Genomic DNA, 24,086 nt, shown 5'->3' with positions numbered 1-24,086 from the left:
AAATTCGGCCTGTTGCCTGGTTTGGTGGGCGCCGCTCAGCGCAGGTCCGGCAGCCGGTCCGCATCCTGGGTCCAGACCACGCGGGTGGTGTTGGCCGTGCCCAGCGGCTCGCCGCGGAAGATCAGCGACACCTGCAGCCGGGTGGCGCGCTCGTGCCGCACCAGTCCGTAGACCAGGAAGTAGTGCGTGCGCACGTCGAGCAGGTTGCCGAGGTTGGCGGCATCCGCCTGCGGCGCCACCGCGGCCAGCTGGGTCTGCAGGTTGCCCAGGTTGTTGAAGTAGGCGCGGTCGCGCTGGCGCACCAGTTCGCGCGCGCGCTCCAGCGGCAGCTTGTCGATGACCGCAGCCAGCACCTCGGCCTCGGCGGTGTTGGCGTTGACCAGCGTGCGCTCGGGCAGCACGGTAACAAAGGGCTCCAGCACCGCCACCATCTCCGGCGTGTAGCCGGGCAGTGCCATCAGCCCCTGCACGCTGTCCAGCGGGCGCGGCGCCGGCTGGCCGCTGGCATTGCCGCCCTGCGCGGCCTGCAGCATGTAGCGCGCCGTGTTCTCGGCCAGCGCCGGGTTCAGGCCGACCGTCTGCAGCAGGCGGCGGTATGCGGCCTGCGCCGCCGGGTCGACCGAGGCCGCGCGGCCTGCCTGGCCGCCTTCGCCGCCAGTGGCGGTCCACACCACCAGGTTGGCCAGGTTCAGGCGCGCCTGCGCATCCAGGATGCGGCCCGACAGGAACGAGGTCTCGCCCGCGACATCGGTGCGCAGTGCCGCGCCGAGGAAGTCCGACAGCCGCGTCTCGGCGATCGGCACCGCCCACGGCTCGCCCAGTTCGTCGACATTGGTGCGGCGCTGGTCGTCGCGCAGGATCAGCCGCGCCCAGTCCACGGCGGCACGCTCGATCCAGGTGGCCTGGGCCAGCAGCCGCTGGTTCTCGATGGCGCGGATCTGCACCTGCTGGCGCCACAGCATGCCGGACACCACCACCACGGCCAGCGTCACCATCAGCAGCGCGGTGACCACGGCCGCACCGCGCGGGCGGCGGCGCAACGGCACCAGGCGAGGCGGGCGGCCGGCTTGCCTCATAGCCCGGTCATGCAGATCTTCTGGAACTGCCGCGGCGCATCGCCATCGCCCATGCGGGCGAAGATGGTCAGTTCCACTGCGCGCACCGCGGTGTTGGGCTGTGCCGCGCCGGGCGCGGAGGCGGCCACGGCGCTGGCGGCATTGCCCGCGAACAGCACGTTGCGGATGCGCCCGCTGTCGGCCTGCCAGCCGGCGGGCTCCACCCATGCGCGCATGCTCATGCCGTCCACGTCGGCCAGCACGCGCCGTACCTGCGCGGTGTTGCCGCCGCCCTGGCGCAGGGCCAGCAGCGCCGACTGCAGGCCGGCCCTGCTGTTCACCGGCGGTGCCGCCACGCGCACCAGGGTATTGCCGTCGAGCTGGTACGACAGCACCTGCCAGGTAGGCGGCTGGCCTTCGTCGCGCCGGTCGCGCACCAGCAGCAGCCGATTCTGGCCGATCTCGACCGGGCTGGCCTGCAGCAGCGTGGGGTTGGCCAGGTGCTCGCAGTCGGCCTGGAGTTGGCCGTAGAGCACTTTCAGCGCGTCCAGGCGCGCGTCGTGGTCGGTGAGGCGCTCGCGGCTGCGCGTCAGGCTGTCCAGCGCGCGCCAGCCGATCACCGCCATCACCGCCAGCAGCGTGATGGCGACCAGCATCTCCAGCAGCGTGAAGCCGCCGGGCCGCCTTGGGCGGCGGCGCTCAGAGCACGTTGCGGGTTTCATTGGGGACTATGGTGACCAGCCACGCCAGGCGTACGGACTTGTCCGTGGCGGACGGGTAGACCGCGATTTCGACGCGGCGGAAAACGGGATTGGGCGTGCCCGAGACGGATTGCTCGCAATACAACGGCGTGCCGCCCTGCGGGCAGGCATAGCCGCTGACGCCGGGCTCGGGCCAGGTCTTGGCCAGGCGCAGCGCGGCCAGGTGATTCTCGGCACTCCACTCGGCCAGCATGCGCGCCTGCAGCGACGCGCTGGCATCGACCATCGAGCCCATCGCCCGCATTGCCGCGGTCAGCGCGACCGCCAGGATGGTCAGCGCCACCAGCACTTCGATTAGCGTAAAGCCGGCGTTGCGCCCGCGCCGGGCCGGCCGCGGCAAGGAGCGAGGGCAGGGTTTCATGGCGTGCTGGCGAAATAGCGGCCGCTGCCGTCGCCGGCAACGTCCACGCGGATATCGCCGCGCACCAGGATCAGCCGCTGCGGGGCATCGATCAGCTCGCGCCCGAAGATCAGCCGGGGCGGGCTGCTGGTCCCGGTGCTGCGGCCCCCTTCGGCCACGATCACCTGGTCCAGCGCCAGGCGCCAGTGGCCTGGGGCAAACACGTCGGTACGCATGGGGATCCAGCCATTGGGGGTCAATTCCAGGAAGCGCCAGCCGCTGGCATTGCCCTCCCAGGCGAGCGGGCGGGCGCCAAGCTGTGCCTCTTCCTGCGCCAGCTCGAACAGCCGCGCGATGCGCTGGCCGTCGTCTAGCACGCGGCCCCGTTCATTGGGCGAGGCGTTGACCGCCACCAGCGAGATCACGATGCCGGCGATCACCATGACCACCAGCAGCTCTAGCAGTGTAAAGCCGCGGCGCCGGGGGCCGGTCGCGCGGCGGCGCGGCGCCGTGGTCATGGTTGCAGGGGGGGGCGGCGGGGCGGTGCTTATTCCCAGTTGCCGATGTCGGCGTCGTTGCCGTTGCCGCCGGCCTGGCCGTCGGCGCCGAAGCTGAACACGTCGATCTCGCCGCGCACGCCCGGGTTCAGGTACTGGTACGGATGGCCCCAGGGATCCTTGGGCAGCTTTTCCAGGTAGCCGCCGCCCTTCCAGTTGTTGGGCACGGGCTCGGTGGTGGGCTTGGCCACCAGCGCGGCCAGGCCCTGCTCGGTGGTGGGGTAGCGGCTGTTGTCCAGGCGATACAGCTTGAGCGCCTGCATGATCGACGAGATGTCCTGGCGCGCGGCCACGATGCGGGCCTCGTCCGGACGGCTCATGATCTTGGGCACCACCAGCGCCGCCAGCACGCCAAGGATCACGATCACGACCATGATCTCGATCAGGGTGAAGCCACGCGCACGGCGGGCACGCACGGAACGGGCGGGGCTGGCAATCTGGGAAGTGAATCTGCGCATCGTCAGTGGACCTCTTGGCTGGAATGGCTGGGCCCGCACCGGTTGGGGGGCGGCGGGCCGGGTTCGCCAGTCAGTATAACCGGCGCCACATGACTGTTTTATGGGCGGCCCCTTCGGCACCTCAGCATTGTCTGATCCGGATCACAGTTACTGAGGACGGGCATCCGGCAGGGAAATAACTTGCATCCTGGATGCATCTTTTTTAAGATGGCGACACGATGCAACTGACCCGCTTTTCCGACTATGCGTTGCGCCTGCTGATGTACGTCGCCCGTGGCGATGGCAGCCGGCCGATCACCATTGCCGAGGTGGGGCAGCAGTTCGGCATCTCGCACAACCACCTCGTCAAGGTGGCGGCGCGGTTGTCGAAGTTGGGCTGGATCAGTGCCACGCGCGGCCGCCACGGGGGCCTGCAGCTGGGCCCCGGCGCCGAGCGGCTGACCATCGGCACCATCCTGCGCGAGCTGGAAGGGCACAAGGCGGTGATCGACTGCAACAACCCGCCCTGTGCGCTGAACGGCAACTGCCGACTGAAGCGCGCGCTGGACGTGGCCGAGCAGGCTTTCTACCGCGCGCTGGACGACGTCACGCTGGCCGATGTCACCGGCAGCCAGACGGCCGAGTCGATCATCCGCCTGCATCGCGATTTCCTGAACCGGCATTCGGCCTGAGCGGATCCTGTCCGCCCCGGGCCGGCGAGAGCCGGTTTTATTTTGAGCAAAAACATGCATTTTATTTGCATGATTTAAAACGGAGTGTTTCCTGATGCTGTCCGCCGCTTCCCGCCCCTATATCGATGCAAGCGTCCCCGTGCTGCGCGAGCACGGCCTGGCCATCACCACGCATTTCTACCGCGAGATGTTCGCGGACCGGCCCGAGCTGACGCAAATGTTCAACATGGGCAACCAGGCCAACGGCAGCCAGCAGCAGTCGCTGGCCTCGGCCGTGTTCGCCTATGCGGCCAATATCGATAACGCCGCGGCGCTGGGGCCGGTGCTCGAGCGCATCGTCCACAAGCATGCGGCCGTGGGCCTGACGCCCGCGCACTACCCGATCGTCGGCCGCCACCTGCTGGGCGCCATCTCCGCGGTGCTGGGCGAGGCCGCCACGCCGCCGCTGCTGGCCGCCTGGGACGAGGCCTACTGGCTGCTGGCCGGCGAGCTGATCGCCGCCGAGGCGCGCCTGTACCAGCGCACCGGCGTGGCCGCCGGCGAGCTGACGCCGGTGCGCGTGGTGCGACGCGAGGCGCAGGGCGACCAGGTGGTGGCGCTCACCCTGGCTGCCGCCGACGGCCAGCCGCTGCGTGCGTTCCGCCCGGGCCAGTACATCAGCGTCGAGGCGCGCCTCGACGATGGCCAGCGCCAGCTGCGCCAGTATTCGCTGTCGGCCGAAAGCGGGCTGCCGACCTGGCGCATCTCGGTCAAGCGCGAGGCGGGCGACCGCACCACCCCGGCCGGCGCGGTGTCCAACTGGCTGCACGCCAACGCCCAGGAGGGCACGGAACTCAAGGTGAGCGCGCCGTTCGGCGAGTTCACGCCGGCGCTCGACGGGCGCCGTCCGCTGGTGCTGCTATCGGCCGGCATCGGCATCACGCCGATGCTGTCGGTGCTGCGCACGCTGGCCGCGCAGGGATCGCAGCGCCAGGTGCTGTTTGCCCATGCCGCGCGCGATGGCCGCCACCACGCCCATCGCGCCGACCTGCAATGGGCGCGCGAACGCCTGCCGCAGCTCGCCACGCACATCAGCTATGAAACCCCGCAAGCGGGCGACGTCGCCGGCCGCGACTACGACCACGCCGGCACAATGCCGGTGGCCGAACTGCTGCGCCAGCCCGACCTGCAGCGCTTTGTTGACGGCAGCTTCTACCTGTGCGGACCGCTCGGCTTCATGCAGGAGCAGCGCCATGCGCTGGTCAGCGCGGGCGTGCCGGTGGCGCATATCGAGCGCGAGGTGTTCGGGCCGGACCTGCTGGACGACCTGCTCTAAGCGTCGGCGGGGCGGCACCGGCACGGCAGACAGTGTCATGGGGCTCTGGTACGCTTGGCGCGTCTGCGCTCACGCGCCATTGCCCGCCTTGTGGGTATCCAGGTCCCGATCCCATGCAACTGTCCCTCCGGCCTTCGCTCCGCTTCGATGCCTCCGCGCCCTGGCTGTCGCGCCTGGCCAGCCTGGTGTTGTTCATAGCGCTATGTGCGCTTGCCACCTACTGGGTGCTGACCTTCAGCGCGATGCGTACCATCCCGGTGCCGCAGAACGCGCGCGTAGCCCAGACCGAGGCGGTCGAGACCGGCGCGGTCGCGACGCTGTTTGGCGGCTCGGCGCAGGGCGGCCCGCGCGACGTGCAGCTGATCGGCGTAGTGGCCGAGGTGGATGGCGGCGCGGGCGCGGCAATCGTGTCGATCGATGGCGGCCCGCCCAAGGCGGTGCGCGCCGGCGCCGAGCTGTCGCCGCAGATCCGGCTGGCGGAGATCCGCCAGCGTGCGGTGGTGATCGAGCGCGGCGGCGTGCGCCAGGAAATCGTGCTGCCGCTGCAGGCCGGCGCCACGCGCGGCGCACCGGCAGCGGCCGGTGCCTTGCCCACGCCGCCCGCCGGCGCCGCGGCACCGATGGCAACGCCGATGCCGCCCCCGGCGCCGGTCGTGAGCCAGCAGCCGCAAGGCCAGGCGCCTGCGCAGCAGGCCCAGCCCGCGCAACCGCAGCCGCAACCGGTCGATCCGCGCCAGTACCAGCCGTTGATGGCACCGCAGGCGGCCGGCGAAGACCAGCTGGCGCCGAAGGACTGATACAGGGCACCAAATATTCGCGCTTGCTTGCGTTCCCTTACGGCGCGCGGGCCTTTCTGTGAGCCGGGTAACATCGTATTAAAAGCGCCAACTTCCCCGCATCGTCTGCGTTCTAATCCGTACATGCCAAACGTGATGAAAAGGAGCAAGACATGCAACGCAATCGCAAGCCGCAGATCCTGAAGCAGTTCCTGGCCGCATCGGCCGCCCTCCTGGTCGCCGGTGGCGCATTTGCCCAGGCCAGCGCCCCTGCCGCACCCGCTGCGCCGGCCGGCAAGCCCGGCATGGGTCAGCATCACCACCACGGTGGCGGCATGTGGATGAAGTCGATCGATACCGACGGCGATGGCGCGATCTCCAAGGCGGAAGCCGACGCCTGGTTCAACAAGCTCGACACCAACCACGACGGCAAGATCGACAAGGCCGAGATGGATGCGCACCGCAAGGCCGCCATGGCCGAGCATCATGCGCGCATGCAGGCAGCCTTCGACGAGAAGTTCAAGGCGGCCGACAAGAACGGCGACGGCGCGCTGACCAAGGCTGAGGCCAATGCCGGCATGCCGCGCCTGGCCAAGCGCTTCGACCAGCTCGACGCCAACCACGACGGCAAGCTGACCCGCGACGAAATCCGCGCCGGCATGGAAAAGATGCACCGCGAGCACTCGCAGCGCGGCGACCGCGGCCCGCGTGGCCAGGGGGCTCCGGGCAGCCAGCCGGCACCCGCGGCACCGGGCTCTCCGTCTACCAGCGGCGGCTGACCGGCCCTGGCAGGGCCGCGCCAGCGGACACTGCCAGCGACGCCACCAAGCGCGCGAGCCTTAGGGTTCGCGCGCTTTTTCTTTGCCTGTCCGCCTTGTTCGTGCACCAGGAAGAATCTGACCTCGCTCGCAAACGCCCGTAGAATGCCGCTTCCCTGTTTGCCGGGCTTGGCACCATCCTTGCCTGCTTCCGGCCGGCGGGGCGCGGCCGCGATTCGCGGAGGCGCCACCGCACAGGTTTGCCCAGCCCGACCGGCTGCCGCGCGAGTGACCGATAAGGCTGTCAGCTCATCAGAAGCGGCCCTGTATCGGACGTAATTGCACAAAAAATTGCGTACTTGTGCACGGCTTGCTAAATTTGCGCAAAAAAATTGCCAATAAACATATTGCGGAGCAACAATATCGTGAGCAAGGTGGAGTTGGACAAGATCGACCGGAAGATCCTGGAAGTGCTGCAGACCAACGGCCGGTTGACCAACCTGGAAGTGGCCGAGCGCGTCAACCTGTCGCCCAGCCCCTGCCTGCGCCGCATCCGGCGGCTGGAGGAGATCGGCGTGATCCGGCAGTACGCAGCGCTGCTGGAGCCCAACAAGATCGGACTTGGCCTGCTGGCCTATATCAATGTCCGGCTGGAAAAGCATGGCGGCGCGCCCAAGGGCAAGGCACCGCTGGACCTGTTCCGCGCCTCGATCGCGGTCTGGCCGGAGGTGGCCGCGTGCCACGCCATGACCGGCGAAATGGACCTGCTGCTCAAGGTCTACGTGGAAGACATGGAGCACTTCGCGCGCTTCATGCAGGAACAGCTGCTGGCGCATCCGTCGGTGATCGACGTGCGCTCCAGCTTTGCGCTGGAAAGCATCAAGGACACCACGGCGCTGCCGGTGGGTGGCGCGGCCTGATGCGGCAAACCTGAGGCCGCAAACAAAAACGGCGCATCGATGCGATGCGCCGTTGGCGTGGAATCCGCAATAAGCGGACCCCGCGGAGCTCAGGCGGTGTGCTTCTGCGGCATCATGGTGCGCCAGAAGCGCAGCCCGAAGCGGCGCGCGTCACGCAGGTTGCGGCGCACCGCGTAGTCCAGGTCGGCGAGCTGCTCGTCCAGCGCTTCAGTCAGGCGGCTGGCGGTGTCGGCCGGCGGCAGTTCCAGGTAGGCATCGGCCTCGCCATAGGCGTACTGGACCTTCATGCCGGCCTTCTTGGCAATGTGCATCATCGCTGCGTTGCGCGACAGGCAGTGCATGTACAGCGTGCGCACATTGGTGTTGCGGCCATGGATCGCGGCACGCTCGAACAGCGCGCTGCCGATGCCGCGACCGCGGGCGCTGCCCGACACCGACACGCCGAACTCCGCCACGCGGCCCTGGGCGTTGTCGCGCAGGTTGGCGAAGTGGCCCACCCCGATCAGCTCGAGCTTGTCGTCGTACACGCCGAACACGCTGTCATGGTCGAAATCGATGCTGTCGACATAGGCTTCGATCACGTGGTCGCCCACGGACTGGCCAAAACGGAGCAGGCGATCCTCCTCGCCCAGGGCGAGGAAATGCTTCAGCAGGCGCGAGCGATGGTGGGCCGCCAGCTCGCGCACCAGTACGGTGGCGCGGTGGGTGGCCTGTGCGGCTTCGGCTGCCTTGCGCAGATCTTCGTCGGTCAGTGCGCCGACGGCCTTGCTCAGTTCGAGCGGATTCACGTTAATTCCTTCCTGGTGCGGTCACAGATAAACATAGCACTGCGTTGGTGTTTTTTCAGGCACTTTTCCCTGCATCGGTGCAGGACTCGGGGAAACACCATCTTGATGCGGAGCCAAAAGTATTGTAGTGGAATTGTCAGTTCGGCGTAAGCTTCCCGCGCCGCAGCAGGCCGTTGTCTCGCCGCAGCACCATTAAAAATCGAATAAAATCAATAGCTTGAAAAAATGTGATGAATTGTTGCCGGACGCCGGATGTGGATTTGGTGCAACGCCACAATTCCGCGCTTTCCCGCAGGTTCGTCTGCTTTCCTTGCCCAGCCGATCGCCTTTGATGACCGAGCCCCCAATCGTTGTGATCTACGCGCATCCCACGCCCAGCCGTTCGCGCGTCAACCGGCCCCTGGCCGATGCCCTGGCCGCGCTGTCGCAGGTACAGGTACGCGATCTCTACCGCAGCTATGTCGACTATGACATCGACGTCGTCGCCGAGCAGCGCGTGCTGTCGGTCTCTGACACCGTCGTGCTGCAGTTCCCGGTGCGCTGGTACAGCGTGCCGGCGCTGCTCAAGCTGTGGCTCGATGAGGTGCTGGAGCCAGGCTGGGCCTATGGCCCCGGCGGCACCGCGCTGCGTGGCAAGTCCTTGCTGGCGGTGGTGAGCACCGGCGGCACAGCCGATTCCTACGGGCCGGACGGCACCCATGGCCACCCGATCGGGGACTTCCTGTTGCCGCTGGAGCAGACCGCCTTGCTGTGCGGCATGAACTGGCTGCCGCCGGTGGTGCTGCACGACGCCAACAATGCCGACGCCCAGGCGCTGGCCGAGCATATCGCCCACGTCTGCGGGCGGCTGGGCACCGGCACCGCGCCGGCGGGGAGGCAGGCATGAACCAGCACGATTTCCTGATTGCGCTGCTGGTGTTCTTGGTAGCGGCGGTGGTGGCGGTGCCGCTGGCGCGGCGCGGCGGCCTGGGCGCGGTGCTGGGCTACCTGCTGGCGGGGGCGGCGATCGGGCCGTTTGCGTTGCGCCTGGTGACCAATGTCGAATCGATCCTGCATTTCTCCGAGTTCGGCGTGGTGCTGATGATGTTCGTCATCGGCCTGGAGTTGGAGCCGCGCAAGCTGTGGGCACTGCGGCGGAGCATATTTGGCTATGGCGGCGCGCAGCTGGCCGCCTGCGCGCTGGTGATTGGCGCGGTGGCGGCGCTGGCGGGCGCGCCGTGGCAGGTGGCGCTGGTGGCGGGCCTGGGGCTGGCGTTGTCGTCCACCGCGATCGCGCTGGCGACACTGACCGAGCGCAACCTCTTCGGCACGCCGGCGGGGGCGGCGAGCTTCGGCATCCTGCTGTTCCAGGACATCGCCGCGATCCCGATGATCGCGCTGTTGCCGCTGCTGGCCACGCAGGGCGCAGAAGGCGCGGGTCCGGGCGCGGCCGGCTGGCTGGCGGCAGGCAAGGCGGTGGCGGTGATCGGTGCGGTGGTGGTCGGCGGCCGTTATCTGGTGCGCCCGGCGCTGCGCTTTATCGCCCGCACCGACATGCGCGAGATGTTCACCGCGTTTGCGCTGCTGCTGGTGGTGGGCATTGCGTTGATGATGGACGCGGTGGGCTTGTCGATGGCGCTGGGCACCTTCCTGGCCGGCGTGCTGCTGGCCGATTCGGAATACCGCCACGCGCTCGAGGCCGACCTGGAGCCGTTCAAGGGCCTGCTGCTGGGCCTGTTCTTCATGGCCGTCGGCATGTCGATCGACTTTGCCGTGCTGGCGCGCTCGCCCTGGCTGGTGCTGGGTCTGGTGGCCGCCTTCGTGGTTGCCAAGACCGCGTTGCTGGCGCTGCTGGCGCGGTATTTCGCCATCGCTCGCGGCCAGCGGCTGCTGTTTGCGCTGCTGATCTCGCAGGGCGGTGAGTTCGCCTTCGTGGTGTTCGGCGTGGCCGGCACCGCCGGCCTGCTGCCGCGCGAGACCGAGGCCCTGCTGGTGCTGGTGGTGGCGCTGTCGATGGTGGCCACGCCCTTGCTGCTGCTGGCCTATGACCGGCTGGTAGCGCCGCGCCTGGGCAGCGGCAAGGCCCGGCCGGACGAGGCCATCACGCCGCAGCACAATCCGGTGCTGATCGCCGGCTTCGGGCGCTTCGGCCAGATCGTCGGCCGCCTGCTGTACACCCAGGGCGTGGGCGTGACAGTGCTGGACCACGACCCCGACCAGATCGAGTTCCTGCGCCAGTACGGCTTCAAGGTCTTCTATGGCGACGCCACCCGGCTGGACCTGCTGGAGGCCGCGGGCATTGCCGACGCGCGCATCCTGGTGGTCGCCATCGACGGCATGGACGAGGGCCTGGAACTGATCGACCGCGTGCGCCAGCGCTTTCCGGAACTGCAGATCTACGCCCGGGCGCGCCATGTGTCGCATGTCTACCAGCTCAAGGACCGCGGCGTGCACCTGTTCGAGCGCGAGATGTTCGAGGGCTCGCTGATGCTGGGGCGCCGCGTGCTGGAGGGGCTGGGCTTCGATCCGGCCGAGGCCCGCAACGTGGCACTGCGTTTCCGGCGCCACAACATCCAGGCGATCGACCGCTTCTATCCGCACTACACCGACCAGAAGAAGCTGGTCTCGCTGGCGCGCCAGGCGCGCGACGAACTGGAAGAGATGTTCCGCCAGGACCGCGAGCAGCGGCGCCAGCGCGAAGAGGCCGAGTGGATGTAAGTGGCAGGGCGACGGGCCAGCGCCGCGTCAGCGCGCGGCCGCGGCCCGGCCGGGCAGGCCGCCTTCGAGCAGGTCGACCACCATCTCGGCAAACGCTGCATAGGACAGCCGGCCGCCCGGCTTGAGCCAGGTGAAGGTCCAGTTGATCATGCCAAAGATGGTCATGGTCAGCGCGGTCTGGTTCTCGCGCGTGACGCGCTCCGGGTAGGCCCGGCGCAGCAGGCGCGAGAAGGCCGCGACCACGTCGCGCTCGCGGCCCAAGATCAGGTCGCGCTGGGTCTCGGCCAGGAACTTGACGTCGTTGATCAGCGCGATATGGCGCGTCTGCGAGGTCTCGTACTCCGCCAGGAAGGCACGTATCAGGTTGCCGAAGGCTTCCTTGTCGGTGCGCGCGTGGCGCTCGGCGTCGGCCTCCACTTCAGTGACTAGCAGCATCAGCCGGCGCGTGTAGCGGTCCAGCAGGTCGAACAGGATCGCTTCCTTGCTCTCGTAATAGTGGTACAGCCGCGCCTTGGAGGTGCCGCAGGCGGCGGCCAGGTCGGCCATCGAGGTGCTGGGGTAGCTGCTGTTGGCAAAGGCGGCGGCGGCCAGGTCCAGGATCTGCTCGCGCTGCGCCTCGAAATCGGGTGCCTTGGTACGGGCCATATTCTCGTTTATTCGCCGCCGGTGCCACCGCTGCCGACATGGCGGCGCAGTTCGCAGGTATCGAGCGAGTCAGCATTGCCGCGCAGCACCAGCTGGCCCATGGCGATCAGCTCGCGGCAGCGCCAGAACACGAACCAGTCGCTGGCCAGCAGACCTTCGATCGCGCCCATCACGCTGCCCACCACCTGCGCCGCGGGCGTCCACTCGGACGGGGCGCGTTCCATGATGATCTCGTCGATGGTGTGATAGGCCGCCGGTACCAGCGTGTTGCCCTTCCAGAGCCGCACGTCGGCGTTTTCCTTGACGTTCTGCTGCCACTCGTAGCCGAGGCGGCCCAGGCGCAGCACCGAGACCGGGGCGATGGTGGAAAAGCGCCGCGCCAGCCGCGCGGGCGTGTACATGCCGATCGCCGCCAGGTTGCCCTGCGCGGGCATTTCCAGCTCGCGCAGGTCCATGGCGACTTCATTGATCCGCTGCGGCGCCTGGTACAGGTGGAATACCACCCGGCGCAGCATCAGCTGGTCGGCCGCGCTCTGGCCGTGCCAGATGGCCACTTCCATGTCGTCCTGGCGCAGCGCCTGGAGCTGGTCCAGCGCCTGGCGCATCTCGGCGCCGAAATCGATGTCGGTATGCGGGGCGACCCGCTGCCAGAAGCCGGAGCGGATCAGGCCGGTGCTGTCGATGTCGGCCAGCGGTCCCACCGCCAGGTCGTCGCGCAGCACCACGACAGGGTCCGGCCGTGCAGCCTGGGCCAGGGCCTGGCGCAGGGTCGTGCCTGCTACATCACCATTGACGACGTGGATATATTGCATGGCCGTGATTGTATATGGGTGGGACGGTTCGCTGGCACCGCCGCGGCGGCGATGCGACAGGCGGGGTCGCCGCCCGCCCGGTCGCTGCCCTGCAAGCATCGCGCCAGCAGGAAGCCGCCTGCCGCCATTGTAGTCACGGCCCGTGCTGGCCAATGTCGGCAATTGTCTGAATACGCACGCGCCGGCGTGCCCGGATCAGCGTTCGTCGTAGCTGACCACTACCCGCGGCGTGAGCGCCCGCGCCTGGCAGGTGAGCACGAAGCCCTTTTCCATCTCCCACGGCTCGAGCGTGTAGTTCTTTTCCATTTCCACCTGGCCTTCCAGCACCTTGGCGCGGCAGGTACAACAGACGCCGCCCTTGCAGGCGTAGGGCAGGTCCAGCCCGGCGGCCAGCGCGGTGTCGAGCACGTTGGCGTCTTCCAGCGGCAGGCGCATGCTGTGCTGCTTGCCGTCGAGCACCACCACCAGTTCGGCGGTGCCGGCATGGTCGGCGTGCGCGGGGGGCGGCTTGCGCCTGGCCTGGGCCAGCGGCACGCCGAAGCGCTCGGCGTGGATGCGGTGCGGGTCGAGGCCCGCATCGCGCAGCGCCGCCTCGGCCTCGTCGATCATCGAGGCCGGCCCGCAGACAAAGGCCGCGTCGATGTCTTCCACCGGGATCAGGGTCTGCAGGAAGGCCGTCACGCGGGCATGGTCGAGCCGGCCGTGCAGCAGGTCCACCTCCTGCGGCTGGCGCGACAGCACGTGGTAGAGCGTGAAGCGCGCCAGATACTGGTTTTTCAGGTCTTCCAGCGCCTCGGAGAAGATGATGCTGTCGACGTTGCGGTTGCCATAGACCAGCGTGAAGCGGCTGTGCGGCTCGGCCAGCAGCGTGGTGCGGACGAGCGACAGCACCGGCGTGATGCCGCTGCCGGCGGCAAAGGCCACGTAGTGGTGCGCCGCGCCAGCATCGAGCGGCACGTGGAAGCGCCCGTCGGGGGTCATCACGTCGATCACCTGGCCCGGGGCGATGGAGTCATGCAGGTGCGTGGAAAAGAGTCCGTCCTCGACCAGCTTGACCGCCACGCGCAACTCGCCGTGCGCGTCGTAGTCCTGCACGGCCGAGCAGATCGAGTAGGAGCGGCGCAGGTCCTTGCCGTCGACCGGCGCCCTCAGCGTCAGGAACTGGCCCTGGGTGAAGCGGTAGGCATCGCGCAGCGTGTCCGGCACCTCGAAGGCGATCGATATGGTGTCGGCGGTCTCGGGGCGCACCTTCGCCACGCGCAGCGGATGGAACTGTGGAGTCATGGCAGCCTGGCTTCGGCCCGGCGGGGCTCAGTAGGGTTTGAAATAGTCGAACGGCTCGCGGCAGTCCAGGCACCGGTACAGCGCCTTGCAGGCGGTCGAGGCAAAGCGCGAGATTTCCTGCGTATGCACGCTGCCGCAGCGCGGGCAGGCCACGACATCCGGTGCGCCCGCGCGGGCGGCGCTAGGCACAAAGCGCAGCGGCTGCGCCTCGGCCGGCATGCCGCACTGGCCCGGCGGCGCAATGCCGAAGGCGCGCAGGCGCTCGCGCGCGGCCGGGGTGATCCAGTCGGTGGTCCAGGCCGGCGCCAGCACGGTGCGGATGCGCCACGGCGCCAGCCCTGCGCCGTCCAGCGCCCGGCCGATGTCCTCGGCGATCTGCGACATCGCCGGGCAGCCGGAGTAGGTGGGCGTGATGACGATCTCAAGCGCGCCGTCGGCGCCGGTCAGGACATCGCGCAAGATGCCCAGGTCGCGGATCGACACCACCGGGATCTCCGGGTCTGGCACCGCCTCCAGCGCCGCCCATGCACGCGCGATGCGGCCATCGATGGCGCGGTCGTTGCGTAGGGGGAGGGCGGCCATGGTCATGTTGGTCAATCCTTTGCGGCGAAGCGGGCGCTTACCATTGCGCGCCCGGATGGGCCCGCGCCAGCCCCTGCATCTCGCCCAGCAGGTAGCTCATGTGTTCGGAGTGCACGCCGTGCTTCCCGGTCGAGACAAAGCGCGTGGCCTGGGGCAGGGTTAGCGTGGCAGCCTGCAGCGTCTCGGCGACGGTGGCATCCCAGGCGGGGCGCAGCGTGGCCGTGATGACGCCGATGCCCTGCGCGGCGGCCTCGGCTTCCACCGCGTCTTCGGCAAAGCACTCGTTCATATAGGGCAGCAGGTGTTCCAGCGCGCGCTGCATGCGCGCGTGCGATGCCTCGGTGCCGTCGCCCAGGCGCACTACCCAGCCAGCCGCGTGGTGCAGGTGGTAACGCGCTTCCTTGACCGACTTGGCGGCGATCGCGGCCAGTTGGTCATCGCGGCTGGCCAGCAAGGCTTCCCAAAGCTCGACCATCAGCGCGCTGTACAGGAAGTTGCGCATGATGGTGACGGCGTAGTCGCGCTCGGCGGCGGCGTTGCCGGCCAGCGGGCCGCGGTGCGGCAACTCCAGCAGTGTCCAGTTGCGGAAGTCGCGCTCGGCGCGCCAGTAGGCGTAGTCGTCCTCATGGTGGGGCAGGCCGGTCAACTCGCCTTCCAACTCGCCGGCGCGGCCGTACAGCAGCCGCGCCTGGCCGATCAGGTCCAGGCTGATGTTGGCCAGTGCGATGTCCTCTTCAAGCACGGGGCCGTGGCCACACCATTCGGCGTTGCGCTGGCCCAGGACCAGGGCGTTGTCGGCCAGGCGCAGCACGTAGCGCAAGGCCGCGGTGCGCGCCGGCGGCAGGTGGTCGAGCGAGGCGGGCACAGTCGGCTGTGGGGACGCGGTCATGGTGCGGGCCTTACATGTGGTTGACTTCGTCGGGCAGCTGGTAGAACGTCGGGTGCCGGTAGATCTTGTCGGCCATCGGGTCGAACAGCTCCGGTTTTTCCTCGGGTACGCTCGCGGTGATGGCCGCGGACGGCACCACCCAGATCGACACGCCTTCCTGGCGCCGCGTATAGACGTCGCGCGCCATGTGCAGCGCCTGCTGCGCATCGGCGGCGTGCAGGCTGCCGCAATGCTTGTGTTCCAGGCCTTGCTTGCTGCGTACGAACACTTCCCACAGCGGCCATTCCTTGCGTTGCATCGTTTGTCTCCTCCGCCCTCGGGCGCGGGGTTCAGGCCGCGGCGCGGCTTGCGCGGGCTTCGCGTTCGGCCACCTTGGCGGCGTGCGCCAGCGCGGCCTCGCGCACCCAGGCGCCGTCCTCATGCGCTTTCACGCGGGTGGCCAGGCGCTCGCGGTTGCAGGGTCCGTCGCCGTTGATCACGCGCCAGAACTCATCCCAGTCCAGCGGGCTGTAGTCATAGTGGCCGCGCTCGGCATTCCATTGCAGGCCGGGGTCGGGCAGGGTCACGCCCAGCACGCGGGCCTGCTCGACCGTGGCATCGACAAACTTCTGGCGCAGGTCGTCGTTGGAGATGCGCTTGATGCCCCAGGCCATGGTCTGCGCGCTGTTGGTCGAGGCAGCGTCGGGCGGGCCGAACATCATCAGCACCGGGAACCACCAGCGGTTGACCGCATCCTGCACCATCTCGCGCTGGGCCTCGGTGCCGCGCATCATCGCCAGCAGCGCGTCGAAGCCCTGGCGCTGGTGGAATGACTCTTCCTTGCAGATGCGGATCATGGCGCGTGCATACGGGCCGTACGAGCAGCGGCACAGCGGGATCTGGTTCATGATCGCCGCGCCGTCGACCAGCCAGCCGATCACGCCCACGTCGGCCCAGGTCAGCGTCGGGTAGTTGAAGATCGACGAATACTTGGCCTTGCCGCTGTGCAGCGCGTCGACCAGGTCATCGCGCGAGGCGTCCAGCGTCTCGGCGGCGGAATACAGGTAGAGCCCATGGCCGCCTTCATCCTGCACCTTGGCCAACAGGATGGCCTTGCGCTTGAGCGACGGGGCCCGGCTGATCCAGTTGCCCTCCGGCAGCATGCCGACGATCTCCGAGTGCGCATGCTGCGAGATCTGGCGCACCAGGGTCTTGCGGTAGGCCTGCGGCATCCAGTCCTGCGGCTCGATCTTGCCGTCGGCGGCCATGCAGGCGTCGAACGCGGCCTGGCAGGCGGCTTCGTCCTGGGGCGCGCTGGCCTGCGCCGCATCGGCGTGCTGGCCGGGCAGGTCAAGACTCTGCGTGTACATATTGTCTCCTCTGGCGGGAATGCCGCTCGGATCGCGGACAGCAACTGGCCCTATTATATATATGCCGACCGGTCGGTCAATTTAAGGGAAAGCCCGCTACCGTGACCCGTGCTTGATCCTGCTCGCCACGTGGCGGCTGCCGCACGGGTAGTATCGAAGGCAGGCGGCGTTACCGCCGCCATCCCTTTCCCTGTCAACGGAGGCAATACCTATGACTAGCACGGCATACAGCAAGATCGTGGTGGCGGTGGACGGCAGCAGCACGTCCGACCTGGCGCTGGGCGAAGCCATCCGCGTGGCGGCTCCGGGCGGCGCCACCGTGCTGGCCCTCTATGTCGTGGACACCGGCACGCCCATGTTCGATGCCGGGTACTACGACCCGAGCCAGCTGCAGAAGGCGTTCGAGGAAAGCGGCCAGCGCGCGCTGCAGGCTGCCTCGCAGCGGCTGGCCGCAGCCGGTGTGGCGCATGAAACCCGGCTGGTGACCGAAGCGCCGGTGCCCGGCGACATGGGGGCGTCGATCAACGAGGCCGCGCGCCAGTGGGGCGCCGACCTGCTGGTGATCGGCACGCACGGACGCCGCGGCGTGCGCCGGCTGGTACTGGGCAGCGTGGCCGAGGCGGTGATGCGGCAGTCCACCATGCCGGTGCTGCTGGTGCGCGGCGAGGCGAAGGCCGACTGAATGGCCGATGAAATCACGCCCCCGATCGGGGGCGTCAGGACACTGACGGGATTCAGCCGGCGAAGCGGAAATGGCCGCTGCGCAGCACGATCTCGCGCGCCTCGGTCAGCTCGAACAGGCTTTCGGCCAGGCGCTCGATGCGCTGGCGGTTGCTGGTGAAGGCTGCGACCAGGTCTTCCTCGCGCGGCGAACGCGCGCCGAAATGGGCCTCGAGGGCCTCGGCGGTGACGGAATACAAGGTGGGACTGCCGTTGACCGTCGCAGGGCAGGACAGCGTGAGGCTGGCTGCGCAGTAGGTCGGGAGGCTGCGAGGGAACGTGATGTCGGACATGGCGTGCCTCGTGCTGGCGGCGGGCGTATTCAATCAATATAGGCCATCGCCGCATTCCGTAAAGCCCGGCCAGTCCGCTGGCCGGTCCGGCAACCTTCTTTTTTGGTTCCGCTCAGCCGCTGTGCGCCCGCCGCCGCCCCGGCAGCTTGCGCGCGGCCGCGCCCAGCGTGCGCAGGTCCGCCACCGCGGCATGGGCGGCGGCGATATGCGCGGCGGCGTAGTCGGCCTGTTCCGCCAGGAAGGCGTCGAGCGCGGCAGCGGCTGGTAGCGCGGGGCGCTCGGCGCTGCCGGTAGTGTCTGCCAGGCCCGGCCGCATCGCCAGCTCGGCCAGTTGCGCTTCCAGTTGCGTCAGGAGCATGCGCACTTCAGCACCGGCGGGCAGCGTGAAAACGCCCGACTCCACCCCGGCTCGCACCACGCCGGCCAGCGCGGCCATGCGGCGCGCGCACGCATGCACGCGCTGGTAGGCCTCGGCATAGTCGGGTGCGAGCGCGCCGGCGGCCTGTGCCAGCGTGAGTTCGGCGCGGGTGGAAGCCCGGCCGGCGGCAATGCGCAAGGCTTCCAGCCGCGGCACGGCGCGCGGCGTCGCGGCCTCAGCCACGCGGCTGGCGGCGAAGGCGGCACGCAGGTAGACCGCGTTGACCGCCACCGCGTCGACGGCATGGCGGAACACGCGCGACATTTCCACGCGCGGTGCCAGCACAAAGTAAGTCGCCAGCGCGATCAGGCAGCCGAGCGCGGTGTCGATGCCGCGCAGCGCGGCAAAGTGGCTGCTGTCGACGGCCGGCGCGCCCACCCATGAGAACAGGATCACGGCCGGCGTCAGGCAGAACGCGAATGCCCCGGGCTGCCCGGCGAGGCGGCTGGCATAAGCCCCGGCCAGGAAGGCCGCGCTGATGCCCAGCGCCACCACCGGCGCCGGATGGAGCAGGCCAATCACACAGGCGCACAGGGCGCCCGCCAGCGAGCCCGCAAAGCGTTTCACGGAAACCTGCCGGGTGGTCTGCAGTTGGGGGCTGAGCACCATGATCACGGTCACCGCCACCCAGTAGCCGTGGTCCAGCCGCCACCACTGCGCGGGCACGAGGCTGAGGCTGCCGGCCAGCGCCAGCCGCAGGGCGTGGCGCGTGACCAGGGCATCGCCTGCGGCGTGGTCGGCCAGCCCGCGCAGCATCTGGGCTAGCCCGTGCCCGATGCCGCGCCGCGGCCAGCGGAAGCTTGCGCGCCATCGGTCGAAGTCCGGATGGTGCGCCAGGGCGGATAGTGCCGACTGATAGGGGGGCGGTGCGCTGGCATTGGCCACGGGCGCGGTCAGTCGCCGCAGTTCGTGGCGCAGCGCCGCGCTCAACGCCGGCAGGTCGGGCGCGTGCCGCGCCAGTGCCTGGCCGACTTGCTCCCGGGCGTCGGCGACACAGCGCGCGATATGACGCAACGGCGGCTGCATCGGCAAGCCTTGGGCGGCGCCGGCGCGCTCGCGCAGTTCGCCCGCGACGATAAGCAGCGCAAACAGGGCGTCGGCGACACCCACGGCATAGGCATAGTGCAGGAGACTGCTGGGGTCGTGCAGGCTGCGTCGGGCCTCGATGGCCCGGCGCGCGGCCTCGATGCGGTTGCGGATGTCCTGCTTGCAGGTGGCGAGGTCATTGCCGTGGCGGGTGTCGGCGAGTGCCGTGGCGAGCCGGACCAGCGCGTCGTAGGCGGCCACGATCTCGGTGCGCGGCCGGTCGTCGCGGGCCGAAGGGATCAGCGCCAGGCAAGCTAGGCACGCGAACACGCCGCCGCGTAGGAAGTCGAGCCCGCTCTGCAGGGCCTGCACGGCCAGGTCAGGCCCGGCCGCAGGCTGCAGGCACGCGGCCACCAGCACGACATACAGCAGCTTGGCCGCGAGCGCACTGGCCGGGCCGCGCGTCTCTGCCAGGCCTGCGGCAAGCCCTCCCGCCATCACCACCAGCACGGCCAGCCAGGGCGTCGGCGCCACGGCCGCGCCCAGCGCGCTGGCCACCGCCCCGCCAATGCCGACCGCTCCCAGGCTGGAAAGCCGTGCCGACGCCGTGCCTTGCCGGTCCGCCAGGCAGGCCCAGATCGAGGCCGTGGCCGACCACAGGTAGCCTGCATCCCCGGTCAGCCAGCCAATACCGGCAAGGGCCAGGAACGACAGCGCATAGATGATCCCGCGCCGGAGCAGCATGGGGTCAGGCCAGTAGCGGGCAAGGAGGGCGGAAGCGAACATGCGGGGCCAGGATCCACGCGAGCCAGCCAGGTCGGGCGCCCGTCGTGAGACCACTCTACGATACCGTTTGCTGCGTTGCAACAAAACTGGTTTGTTGCCCACAGCAGCGGCTCGCCGCACCACGTTGGAGCGAGAAAGCCGCGTGGCGAGGCCCCAAGCACGATTGCAGCGCCAGCAGGGGCAAACGTGCACAGGGGTTGTGACCGTTCCGGCGCGAAGGCGAAAAAAAACCCACGCAGGTTGTGCGTGGGTTGGAATCCACCGAGGTGGTGGAGGAGACAGACTCCACTATACCTGGTTTGCTGCGACGCACCAAGCGGTCATGTGTCAATGTCTGACAATACGCACAATGACGTTGTATCGATGCAACAAATTCCGGTTTCCAACGATCGAGCCGTGTCCTAACGGAACAGATAGGCGGCACCTACCGCACACACGATCCCGGCAGCATCGGCCACCAGCGCACAACCGAGCGCATGGCGCGTATTGCGCACATTGATGCTGCCGAAGTAGACCGCGAGCACATAGAAAGTGGTCTCGGTCGAGCCCTGGATGATCGCGGCCAGCCGTCCCTGGAACGAGTCCACCCCATAGGTCGTCATCACATCCACCATCAGCCCGCGCGCGCCGGCGCCGGACAGGATCTTCATCAGCCCGACCGGCAGCGCCGGCACGAAGTCCGTATTGACGCCCAGCTGGGCAAAGCCCAGCGTCAGCCAGCCCATCAGCACGTCCATGCAGCCGGTGGCCCGGAACAGGCCGATGGCTACGAGGATCGCCACCAGGTAGGGAATGATTTGCACGGCGACGCCAAAGCCTTCCTTGGCGCCATCGATAAAGGCTTCATAGACATTGACCCTGCGCAGCGCGCCGCAGACCAGGAACAGCGTGATCAGTGACAGGATGAAGCCGGCGCCGGCCAGTGCCGTCACGCTGCCGACCTGCTCCGGCGGCGCGTGCCGCAGCCAGGCGAACATCCCGCCCAGCAGCGCCGCGACCAGCCCGAACGCCACCAGCACGGCCGGGCGCAGCAGGTTCAGCCGCTGCACCCACGCCACTGCCAGCAGGCCGGCCAAGCATGAGCCGCCGGTGGCCAGCAGCGTCGGCAGGAAGATATCGGCCGCATTGAAACCCACCAGCCCCTGCTTGACCGCAATGGCCTGCCGGATCGCGATCACCGAGGTCGGAATCAGCGTCAGCCCGGCCGTATTCAGCACGATGAACATGATCTGCGCATCGGTGGCGACGTCCGGGCGCCGGTTCAGCGTCTGCAGCTCGCGCATGGCATTCAGGCCGAGCGGCGTCGCGGCATTGTCCAGCCCGAGCAGGTTGGCCGACACGTTCATCATCATCGCCCCCTGTGCCGGATGGCCCTGCGGCACGCCGGGGAAGAAATGGCGCAGCAGCGGGTTCACCAGCCGGGCGAAGGCATCGACCACGCCGGCGCGCTCGCCGATGCGCATGATGCCAAGCCACAGGCTCATCACCCCGGCCAGGCCGAGCGCGATCTCGAAGGCCGTGCGCGCGCTGTCGAACAGGCTCGCCAGCATGGCGGGGAACACGGTGAGATCGCCGCTGGCCAGGCGGACGCAGGCGGCGACAAAGGAAATCAGGAAGAAACCAAGCCAGACAACGTTCAGGGCCATCGGAATGCGGGAAGCGGGGGAATCAAAGCCGGGGAGATCCCTGGCACGGCGTGCAGCTCAGCCGATCACGGCCCCGCGTTCGGCCAGCAGCTCGCGCAGGACCGAGCGGTGGCAGTGCGCCTCATTCTCGCAGTAGCAGCCTACCGAGAAATTGGTCTGGTGCGACAGCGCCGCCAGCAGGTCTAGCGTGCGGCTGGGGTCCGGCGCGGCCATTTCCTTGCGGAAGTGCTGCACGAACGCCCGCCATTGCTTGTCATCGGTGGCCTGCAGCGCCTGGGCCACCAGTTCGGGCGATGGCGACAGCACGGGATACCAGACATCGTAGAAATCGCGGCTGGCAAACTCGGTTTTGGGCACGCCCCGCGGCGGCCGGCGCACGGTGCCGATGCGCAGGCCTTCATCGGCCGCGCGCGGCGCGCCGAGTCTTACGATTCGGATGGTCATGGAGGATCCCGCTCATGTCTGCCGACGCGAGTGCGTCCGGCTAAAGTCCCAGATCATGAATCATGGTGTCGCGCATGACAAACTTCTGCACCTTGCCCGTCACAGTCATCGGCATTTCCGAGACAAAGCGGATATAGCGCGGAATCTTGTAGTGGGCGATCTGGTCACGGCAGAACGTCCGGATCTCGTCCTCGGTGGCGGACTGGCCGGGTTTGAGCACAATCCAGGCGCAGACCTCCTCGCCGTACTTCTGGTCAGGCACGCCAAAGACCTGCACCGCCTGCACCTTGGGATGGCGGAACAGGAATTCCTCGATCTCGCGCGGGTAAATGTTCTCGCCACCGCGGATCAGCATGTCCTTGACCCGGCCGACGATGTTGCAGTAGCCCTTGTCGTCAATGGTGGCGAGGTCGCCGGTGTGCATCCAGCCGTCGCGGATGGCCTCGCGGGTGCGCTCGTCGTCTTCCCAGTAGCCTTGCATCACGGAATAGCCGCGGGTGCAAAGCTCGCCGGTGGCGCCGGTCGGCACGACCTCGCCGAGGGCGTCGACCACCTTGCATTCCAGGTGCGGCTGCACCCGCCCGACGGTGGCGACGCGCTTGTCCAGCGGATCGTCGGTGGCGCTCTGGAACGAGACCGGGCTGGTTTCGGTCATGCCATAGGCAATGGTGACCTCGGACATATGCATGTCGGCCACCACGCGCTTCATGACCTCGATCGGGCAGGGGGCGCCGGCCATGATGCCGGTGCGCAGGGTCGAGAAGTCGAAGCGGCTGAACTCCGGATGGTCCAGCTGGGCGATAAACATGGTCGGCACGCCATGCAGGGCGGTACAACGTTCCTCGCTGGCCGCCTGCATGGTTGCGAGCGGATCGAAGGCCTCGCCCGGGAACACCATGCAGGCGCCGACCGAGACGCAGGCCAGCACCGACAGCACCATGCCGAAGCAGTGATAGAGCGGTACCGGGATGCACAGTACGTCACTGTCGCCAAGGCGCATCGCCATGGCGACAAAGCGGCCGTTGTTGACCACGTTGTGATGCGTCAGGGTGGCGCCCTTGGGGTTGCCGGTGGTGCCGCTGGTGAACTGGATATTGATGGCATCGTGCGCGGAGAGCGTCGCGGTCACCGCGTCCAGGCGCGCAGTATCGGGTTCGGCCAGGAGTGCATCGTAATTGAGCATGCCGGGCGTCGCCTCGGATCCCATGCGGACCACCCACTGCAGCCGAGGCAGCCGTGCGGCGCGCAGCGCACCCGGCTCGGCCTCGGCCAGTTCCGGCGCCAGCGCCTGCAGGGTGGCCAGGTAGTCGCTGCTCTTGAACCGCGCGGCCGTGATCAGCATGCGCACGCCCGCCTTGTTCAGCGCATATTCCAGCTCCGCCTGGCGGTAGGCCGGGTTGATATTGACCAGGATGGCGCCGATGCGCGCGGTGGCGAACTGAGTCACCAGCCATTCGGGCCGGTTCGGCGCCCAGATGCCGACGCGGTCGCCCGGTTGGATGCCGCGCTGGAGCAGGCCGCTGGCCAGGCGATCGACCTGGTCGCTGAACTCCGCCCAGTTCCAGCGCACGCCATGCTCGCGGAACACCACGGCAGGGCCGTCCGGGTTTGCGGCGACCGAGCGCGCCAGCAGTGCCGGAATCGTCTGATCAGACAGGGGGATGTCGGTGCTGCCGGCGACCAGGGAGAGGCCGGGCGTCACGGGTCGGGTCATCTTGTCTCCTTCAACTGCTCTGCTTGGCATTCGACGCCTATATAGAGGAAGGCGTTTCGGGTTGGGCCAACGCCCACGGCGCCAGCTTAAGCCGAGGCGTTGCTGAATGTTGTCACCAGCGCGACATTTGCGCCCCATGCGCCGCTTTTTCGAGTACTTCGAATTATTTCGCGAAATCGCTTGCCAGTCGGTCCTGCGTCCCTTAATATTCGCCCCCTCGCAACACAACGCAGCGCTGCAAAGCAGACGGGGCGCGGGTTGCGGGGTCGACCGGATAGGTTGGCGCAGCGAAGTTAGCGCGCTGACCGCAGCGAAAAAAGTTGCTGAAACGGTTGACGAAACGAAGAAAGCTCTGCATAATCTCGTTTCTCTGCTGCAGACA

Annotated in this window: 27 protein-coding genes; 9 read left to right on the top strand and 18 right to left on the bottom strand. The window is 68.3% G+C overall.

Features of this window, described 5'->3' with window-relative positions; all coding sequences use genetic code 11:
- Positions 1–35: 35 nt before the first annotated feature.
- From gspK to gspG, 5 genes are read right to left on the bottom strand one after another with little or no spacing between them, the layout of a single operon-like run.
- Positions 36–1,076: a type II secretion system minor pseudopilin GspK gene (gspK, locus tag AC1Q7H_RS14875; protein WP_211980393.1), complete on the bottom strand. Its 1,041-nt coding sequence runs from the start codon at positions 1,074–1,076 to the stop codon at positions 36–38.
- Positions 1,073–1,777: a PulJ/GspJ family protein gene (locus tag AC1Q7H_RS14870; protein ID WP_211980392.1), complete on the bottom strand. Its 705-nt coding sequence runs from the start codon at positions 1,775–1,777 to the stop codon at positions 1,073–1,075. Before AC1Q7H_RS14870 ends, gspK begins: the two co-directional genes overlap by 4 nt.
- Positions 1,755–2,177, bottom strand: coding sequence for a type II secretion system minor pseudopilin GspI (gspI, locus tag AC1Q7H_RS14865; RefSeq protein WP_013958286.1), 423 nt, complete (start codon positions 2,175–2,177; stop codon positions 1,755–1,757). Before gspI ends, AC1Q7H_RS14870 begins: the two co-directional genes overlap by 23 nt.
- Entirely contained in the window at positions 2,174–2,674 is a 501-nt protein-coding gene (locus AC1Q7H_RS14860) for a GspH/FimT family pseudopilin (RefSeq protein WP_153954269.1), read from the bottom strand. The genes gspI and AC1Q7H_RS14860 overlap by 4 nt, the downstream gene beginning before the upstream one ends.
- 29 nt (positions 2,675–2,703) lie before the next feature.
- A complete protein-coding gene (gspG, locus tag AC1Q7H_RS14855) occupies positions 2,704–3,171 on the bottom strand; it encodes a type II secretion system major pseudopilin GspG (RefSeq protein ID WP_153954270.1) in 468 nt (155 codons plus the stop codon).
- 218 nt (positions 3,172–3,389) lie between these two features.
- On the opposite strand from gspG, the gene AC1Q7H_RS14850 reads away from it, so the two are divergent.
- From AC1Q7H_RS14850 to AC1Q7H_RS14830, 5 genes are all read left to right on the top strand, one after another.
- Positions 3,390–3,842 (top strand): RrF2 family transcriptional regulator, encoded by a 453-nt coding sequence (locus tag AC1Q7H_RS14850; protein ID WP_013958283.1) that lies wholly within the window; start codon positions 3,390–3,392, stop codon positions 3,840–3,842.
- Between the two features lie 94 nt (positions 3,843–3,936).
- The gene (locus tag AC1Q7H_RS14845; protein ID WP_153954272.1) at positions 3,937–5,157 is read left to right on the top strand and encodes a globin domain-containing protein; all 1,221 of its coding nucleotides are present in this window, start codon (positions 3,937–3,939) and stop codon (positions 5,155–5,157) included.
- A gap of 113 nt (positions 5,158–5,270) precedes the next feature.
- Positions 5,271–5,954, top strand: coding sequence for a type II secretion system protein N (locus tag AC1Q7H_RS14840; RefSeq protein ID WP_013958281.1), 684 nt, complete (start codon positions 5,271–5,273; stop codon positions 5,952–5,954).
- Positions 5,955–6,106: 152 nt separating this feature from the next.
- On the top strand, positions 6,107–6,712 hold the full coding sequence (locus AC1Q7H_RS14835; protein ID WP_492381418.1) for an EF-hand domain-containing protein: 606 nt from the start codon (positions 6,107–6,109) through the stop codon (positions 6,710–6,712).
- A gap of 404 nt (positions 6,713–7,116) precedes the next feature.
- Complete coding sequence (locus AC1Q7H_RS14830; RefSeq protein ID WP_010813460.1) at positions 7,117–7,611, top strand: Lrp/AsnC family transcriptional regulator; 495 nt, start codon at positions 7,117–7,119, stop codon at positions 7,609–7,611.
- Between the two features lie 89 nt (positions 7,612–7,700).
- Here AC1Q7H_RS14830 and AC1Q7H_RS14825 read toward each other — a convergent pair whose 3' ends face one another.
- Positions 7,701–8,399 (bottom strand): GNAT family N-acetyltransferase, encoded by a 699-nt coding sequence (locus tag AC1Q7H_RS14825; RefSeq protein WP_013958279.1) that lies wholly within the window; start codon positions 8,397–8,399, stop codon positions 7,701–7,703.
- A gap of 331 nt (positions 8,400–8,730) precedes the next feature.
- Between AC1Q7H_RS14825 and kefF the strand changes: the two genes are divergently transcribed.
- A complete protein-coding gene (gene kefF, locus AC1Q7H_RS14820; protein ID WP_013958278.1) occupies positions 8,731–9,285 on the top strand; it encodes a glutathione-regulated potassium-efflux system oxidoreductase KefF in 555 nt (184 codons plus the stop codon).
- Positions 9,282–11,096 (top strand): glutathione-regulated potassium-efflux system protein KefC, encoded by a 1,815-nt coding sequence (kefC, locus tag AC1Q7H_RS14815; RefSeq protein WP_153954274.1) that lies wholly within the window; start codon positions 9,282–9,284, stop codon positions 11,094–11,096. The genes kefF and kefC overlap by 4 nt, the downstream gene beginning before the upstream one ends.
- A gap of 27 nt (positions 11,097–11,123) precedes the next feature.
- Here the strand turns inward: kefC and AC1Q7H_RS14810 are convergent, their stop codons facing one another.
- From AC1Q7H_RS14810 to paaA, 7 genes are all read right to left on the bottom strand, one after another.
- Positions 11,124–11,741, bottom strand: a complete 618-nt coding sequence (locus tag AC1Q7H_RS14810) for a TetR/AcrR family transcriptional regulator (RefSeq protein WP_013958276.1) — start codon at positions 11,739–11,741, stop codon at positions 11,124–11,126.
- Positions 11,742–11,749: 8 nt separating this feature from the next.
- A complete protein-coding gene (locus AC1Q7H_RS14805; protein WP_211980389.1) occupies positions 11,750–12,553 on the bottom strand; it encodes a DUF1835 domain-containing protein in 804 nt (267 codons plus the stop codon).
- A gap of 195 nt (positions 12,554–12,748) precedes the next feature.
- The gene (gene paaE, locus AC1Q7H_RS14800; RefSeq protein ID WP_492381417.1) at positions 12,749–13,837 is read right to left on the bottom strand and encodes a 1,2-phenylacetyl-CoA epoxidase subunit PaaE; all 1,089 of its coding nucleotides are present in this window, start codon (positions 13,835–13,837) and stop codon (positions 12,749–12,751) included.
- Positions 13,838–13,864: 27 nt separating this feature from the next.
- On the bottom strand, positions 13,865–14,425 hold the full coding sequence (paaD, locus tag AC1Q7H_RS14795) for a 1,2-phenylacetyl-CoA epoxidase subunit PaaD (RefSeq protein ID WP_492381416.1): 561 nt from the start codon (positions 14,423–14,425) through the stop codon (positions 13,865–13,867).
- Positions 14,426–14,456: 31 nt separating this feature from the next.
- Positions 14,457–15,308: a 1,2-phenylacetyl-CoA epoxidase subunit PaaC gene (paaC, locus tag AC1Q7H_RS14790; RefSeq protein WP_013958272.1), complete on the bottom strand. Its 852-nt coding sequence runs from the start codon at positions 15,306–15,308 to the stop codon at positions 14,457–14,459.
- A 10-nt stretch (positions 15,309–15,318) separates the two neighbouring features.
- Positions 15,319–15,606, bottom strand: coding sequence for a 1,2-phenylacetyl-CoA epoxidase subunit PaaB (gene paaB / locus AC1Q7H_RS14785; RefSeq protein ID WP_012354162.1), 288 nt, complete (start codon positions 15,604–15,606; stop codon positions 15,319–15,321).
- A gap of 31 nt (positions 15,607–15,637) precedes the next feature.
- Positions 15,638–16,657 carry a 1,2-phenylacetyl-CoA epoxidase subunit PaaA gene (gene paaA, locus AC1Q7H_RS14780; RefSeq protein ID WP_013958271.1) on the bottom strand — a complete coding sequence of 340 codons (1,020 nt, stop codon included), beginning with the start codon at positions 16,655–16,657 and terminating at the stop codon, positions 15,638–15,640.
- A 211-nt stretch (positions 16,658–16,868) separates the two neighbouring features.
- Here paaA and AC1Q7H_RS14775 point away from each other — a divergent pair, with 211 nt between their 5' ends.
- A complete protein-coding gene (locus AC1Q7H_RS14775; RefSeq protein ID WP_114134455.1) occupies positions 16,869–17,339 on the top strand; it encodes a universal stress protein in 471 nt (156 codons plus the stop codon).
- Positions 17,340–17,391: 52 nt separating this feature from the next.
- On the opposite strand, the gene AC1Q7H_RS14770 is transcribed toward AC1Q7H_RS14775, so the two are convergent.
- From AC1Q7H_RS14770 to AC1Q7H_RS14750, 5 genes are all read right to left on the bottom strand, one after another.
- On the bottom strand, positions 17,392–17,670 hold the full coding sequence (locus AC1Q7H_RS14770) for a DUF1488 family protein (protein WP_013958269.1): 279 nt from the start codon (positions 17,668–17,670) through the stop codon (positions 17,392–17,394).
- 112 nt (positions 17,671–17,782) lie between these two features.
- Positions 17,783–19,900: an FUSC family protein gene (locus AC1Q7H_RS14765; protein ID WP_211980387.1), complete on the bottom strand. Its 2,118-nt coding sequence runs from the start codon at positions 19,898–19,900 to the stop codon at positions 17,783–17,785.
- Between the two features lie 401 nt (positions 19,901–20,301).
- On the bottom strand, positions 20,302–21,546 hold the full coding sequence (locus tag AC1Q7H_RS14760) for a nucleoside recognition domain-containing protein (protein WP_013958267.1): 1,245 nt from the start codon (positions 21,544–21,546) through the stop codon (positions 20,302–20,304).
- Between the two features lie 57 nt (positions 21,547–21,603).
- Positions 21,604–21,990: a DUF488 domain-containing protein gene (locus tag AC1Q7H_RS14755; RefSeq protein ID WP_153954278.1), complete on the bottom strand. Its 387-nt coding sequence runs from the start codon at positions 21,988–21,990 to the stop codon at positions 21,604–21,606.
- Positions 21,991–22,030: 40 nt separating this feature from the next.
- The gene (locus tag AC1Q7H_RS14750; protein WP_211980385.1) at positions 22,031–23,704 is read right to left on the bottom strand and encodes an AMP-binding protein; all 1,674 of its coding nucleotides are present in this window, start codon (positions 23,702–23,704) and stop codon (positions 22,031–22,033) included.
- 136 nt (positions 23,705–23,840) lie between these two features.
- Between AC1Q7H_RS14750 and AC1Q7H_RS14745 the strand changes: the two genes are divergently transcribed.
- Positions 23,841–24,086, top strand: a 246-nt coding sequence (locus AC1Q7H_RS14745) for a hypothetical protein (RefSeq protein ID WP_492378780.1), incomplete at its 3' end; no start/stop codon positions are given.

The organism is Cupriavidus sp. GW823-FHT06D04 (assembly GCF_058795055.1).
The sequence above is the reverse complement of the archived record's forward strand: the minus strand, read 5'-3'. Positions and strand labels throughout refer to the sequence as shown.

Bases quoted from the DNA above. Each gene is read 5' to 3' on its own strand.
- paaE (WP_492381417.1), bottom strand. From the start codon at position 13,837: ATGACTCCACAGTTCCATCCGCTGCGCGTGGCGAAGGTGCGCCCCGAG.
- AC1Q7H_RS14755 (WP_153954278.1), bottom strand. From the start codon at position 21,990: ATGACCATCCGAATCGTAAGACTCGGCGCGCCGCGCGCGGCCGATGAA.
- AC1Q7H_RS14850 (WP_013958283.1), top strand. From the start codon at position 3,390: ATGCAACTGACCCGCTTTTCCGACTATGCGTTGCGCCTGCTGATGTAC.
- gspK (WP_211980393.1), bottom strand. From the start codon at position 1,076: ATGAGGCAAGCCGGCCGCCCGCCTCGCCTGGTGCCGTTGCGCCGCCGC.
- paaB (WP_012354162.1), bottom strand. From the start codon at position 15,606: ATGCAACGCAAGGAATGGCCGCTGTGGGAAGTGTTCGTACGCAGCAAG.
- AC1Q7H_RS14870 (WP_211980392.1), bottom strand. From the start codon at position 1,777: ATGAAACCCGCAACGTGCTCTGAGCGCCGCCGCCCAAGGCGGCCCGGC.
- AC1Q7H_RS14840 (WP_013958281.1), top strand. From the start codon at position 5,271: ATGCAACTGTCCCTCCGGCCTTCGCTCCGCTTCGATGCCTCCGCGCCC.
- AC1Q7H_RS14775 (WP_114134455.1), top strand. From the start codon at position 16,869: ATGACTAGCACGGCATACAGCAAGATCGTGGTGGCGGTGGACGGCAGC.
- kefF (WP_013958278.1), top strand. From the start codon at position 8,731: ATGACCGAGCCCCCAATCGTTGTGATCTACGCGCATCCCACGCCCAGC.
- paaC (WP_013958272.1), bottom strand. From the start codon at position 15,308: ATGACCGCGTCCCCACAGCCGACTGTGCCCGCCTCGCTCGACCACCTG.
- gspG (WP_153954270.1), bottom strand. From the start codon at position 3,171: ATGCGCAGATTCACTTCCCAGATTGCCAGCCCCGCCCGTTCCGTGCGT.
- paaD (WP_492381416.1), bottom strand. From the start codon at position 14,425: ATGACCATGGCCGCCCTCCCCCTACGCAACGACCGCGCCATCGATGGC.
- gspI (WP_013958286.1), bottom strand. From the start codon at position 2,177: ATGAAACCCTGCCCTCGCTCCTTGCCGCGGCCGGCCCGGCGCGGGCGC.
- AC1Q7H_RS14760 (WP_013958267.1), bottom strand. From the start codon at position 21,546: ATGGCCCTGAACGTTGTCTGGCTTGGTTTCTTCCTGATTTCCTTTGTC.
- AC1Q7H_RS14750 (WP_211980385.1), bottom strand. From the start codon at position 23,704: ATGACCCGACCCGTGACGCCCGGCCTCTCCCTGGTCGCCGGCAGCACC.
- AC1Q7H_RS14835 (WP_492381418.1), top strand. From the start codon at position 6,107: ATGCAACGCAATCGCAAGCCGCAGATCCTGAAGCAGTTCCTGGCCGCA.
- kefC (WP_153954274.1), top strand. From the start codon at position 9,282: ATGAACCAGCACGATTTCCTGATTGCGCTGCTGGTGTTCTTGGTAGCG.
- AC1Q7H_RS14765 (WP_211980387.1), bottom strand. From the start codon at position 19,900: ATGTTCGCTTCCGCCCTCCTTGCCCGCTACTGGCCTGACCCCATGCTG.
- AC1Q7H_RS14770 (WP_013958269.1), bottom strand. From the start codon at position 17,670: ATGTCCGACATCACGTTCCCTCGCAGCCTCCCGACCTACTGCGCAGCC.
- AC1Q7H_RS14810 (WP_013958276.1), bottom strand. From the start codon at position 11,741: ATGGCCCGTACCAAGGCACCCGATTTCGAGGCGCAGCGCGAGCAGATC.
- AC1Q7H_RS14845 (WP_153954272.1), top strand. From the start codon at position 3,937: ATGCTGTCCGCCGCTTCCCGCCCCTATATCGATGCAAGCGTCCCCGTG.
- paaA (WP_013958271.1), bottom strand. From the start codon at position 16,657: ATGTACACGCAGAGTCTTGACCTGCCCGGCCAGCACGCCGATGCGGCG.
- AC1Q7H_RS14805 (WP_211980389.1), bottom strand. From the start codon at position 12,553: ATGCAATATATCCACGTCGTCAATGGTGATGTAGCAGGCACGACCCTG.
- AC1Q7H_RS14860 (WP_153954269.1), bottom strand. From the start codon at position 2,674: ATGACCACGGCGCCGCGCCGCCGCGCGACCGGCCCCCGGCGCCGCGGC.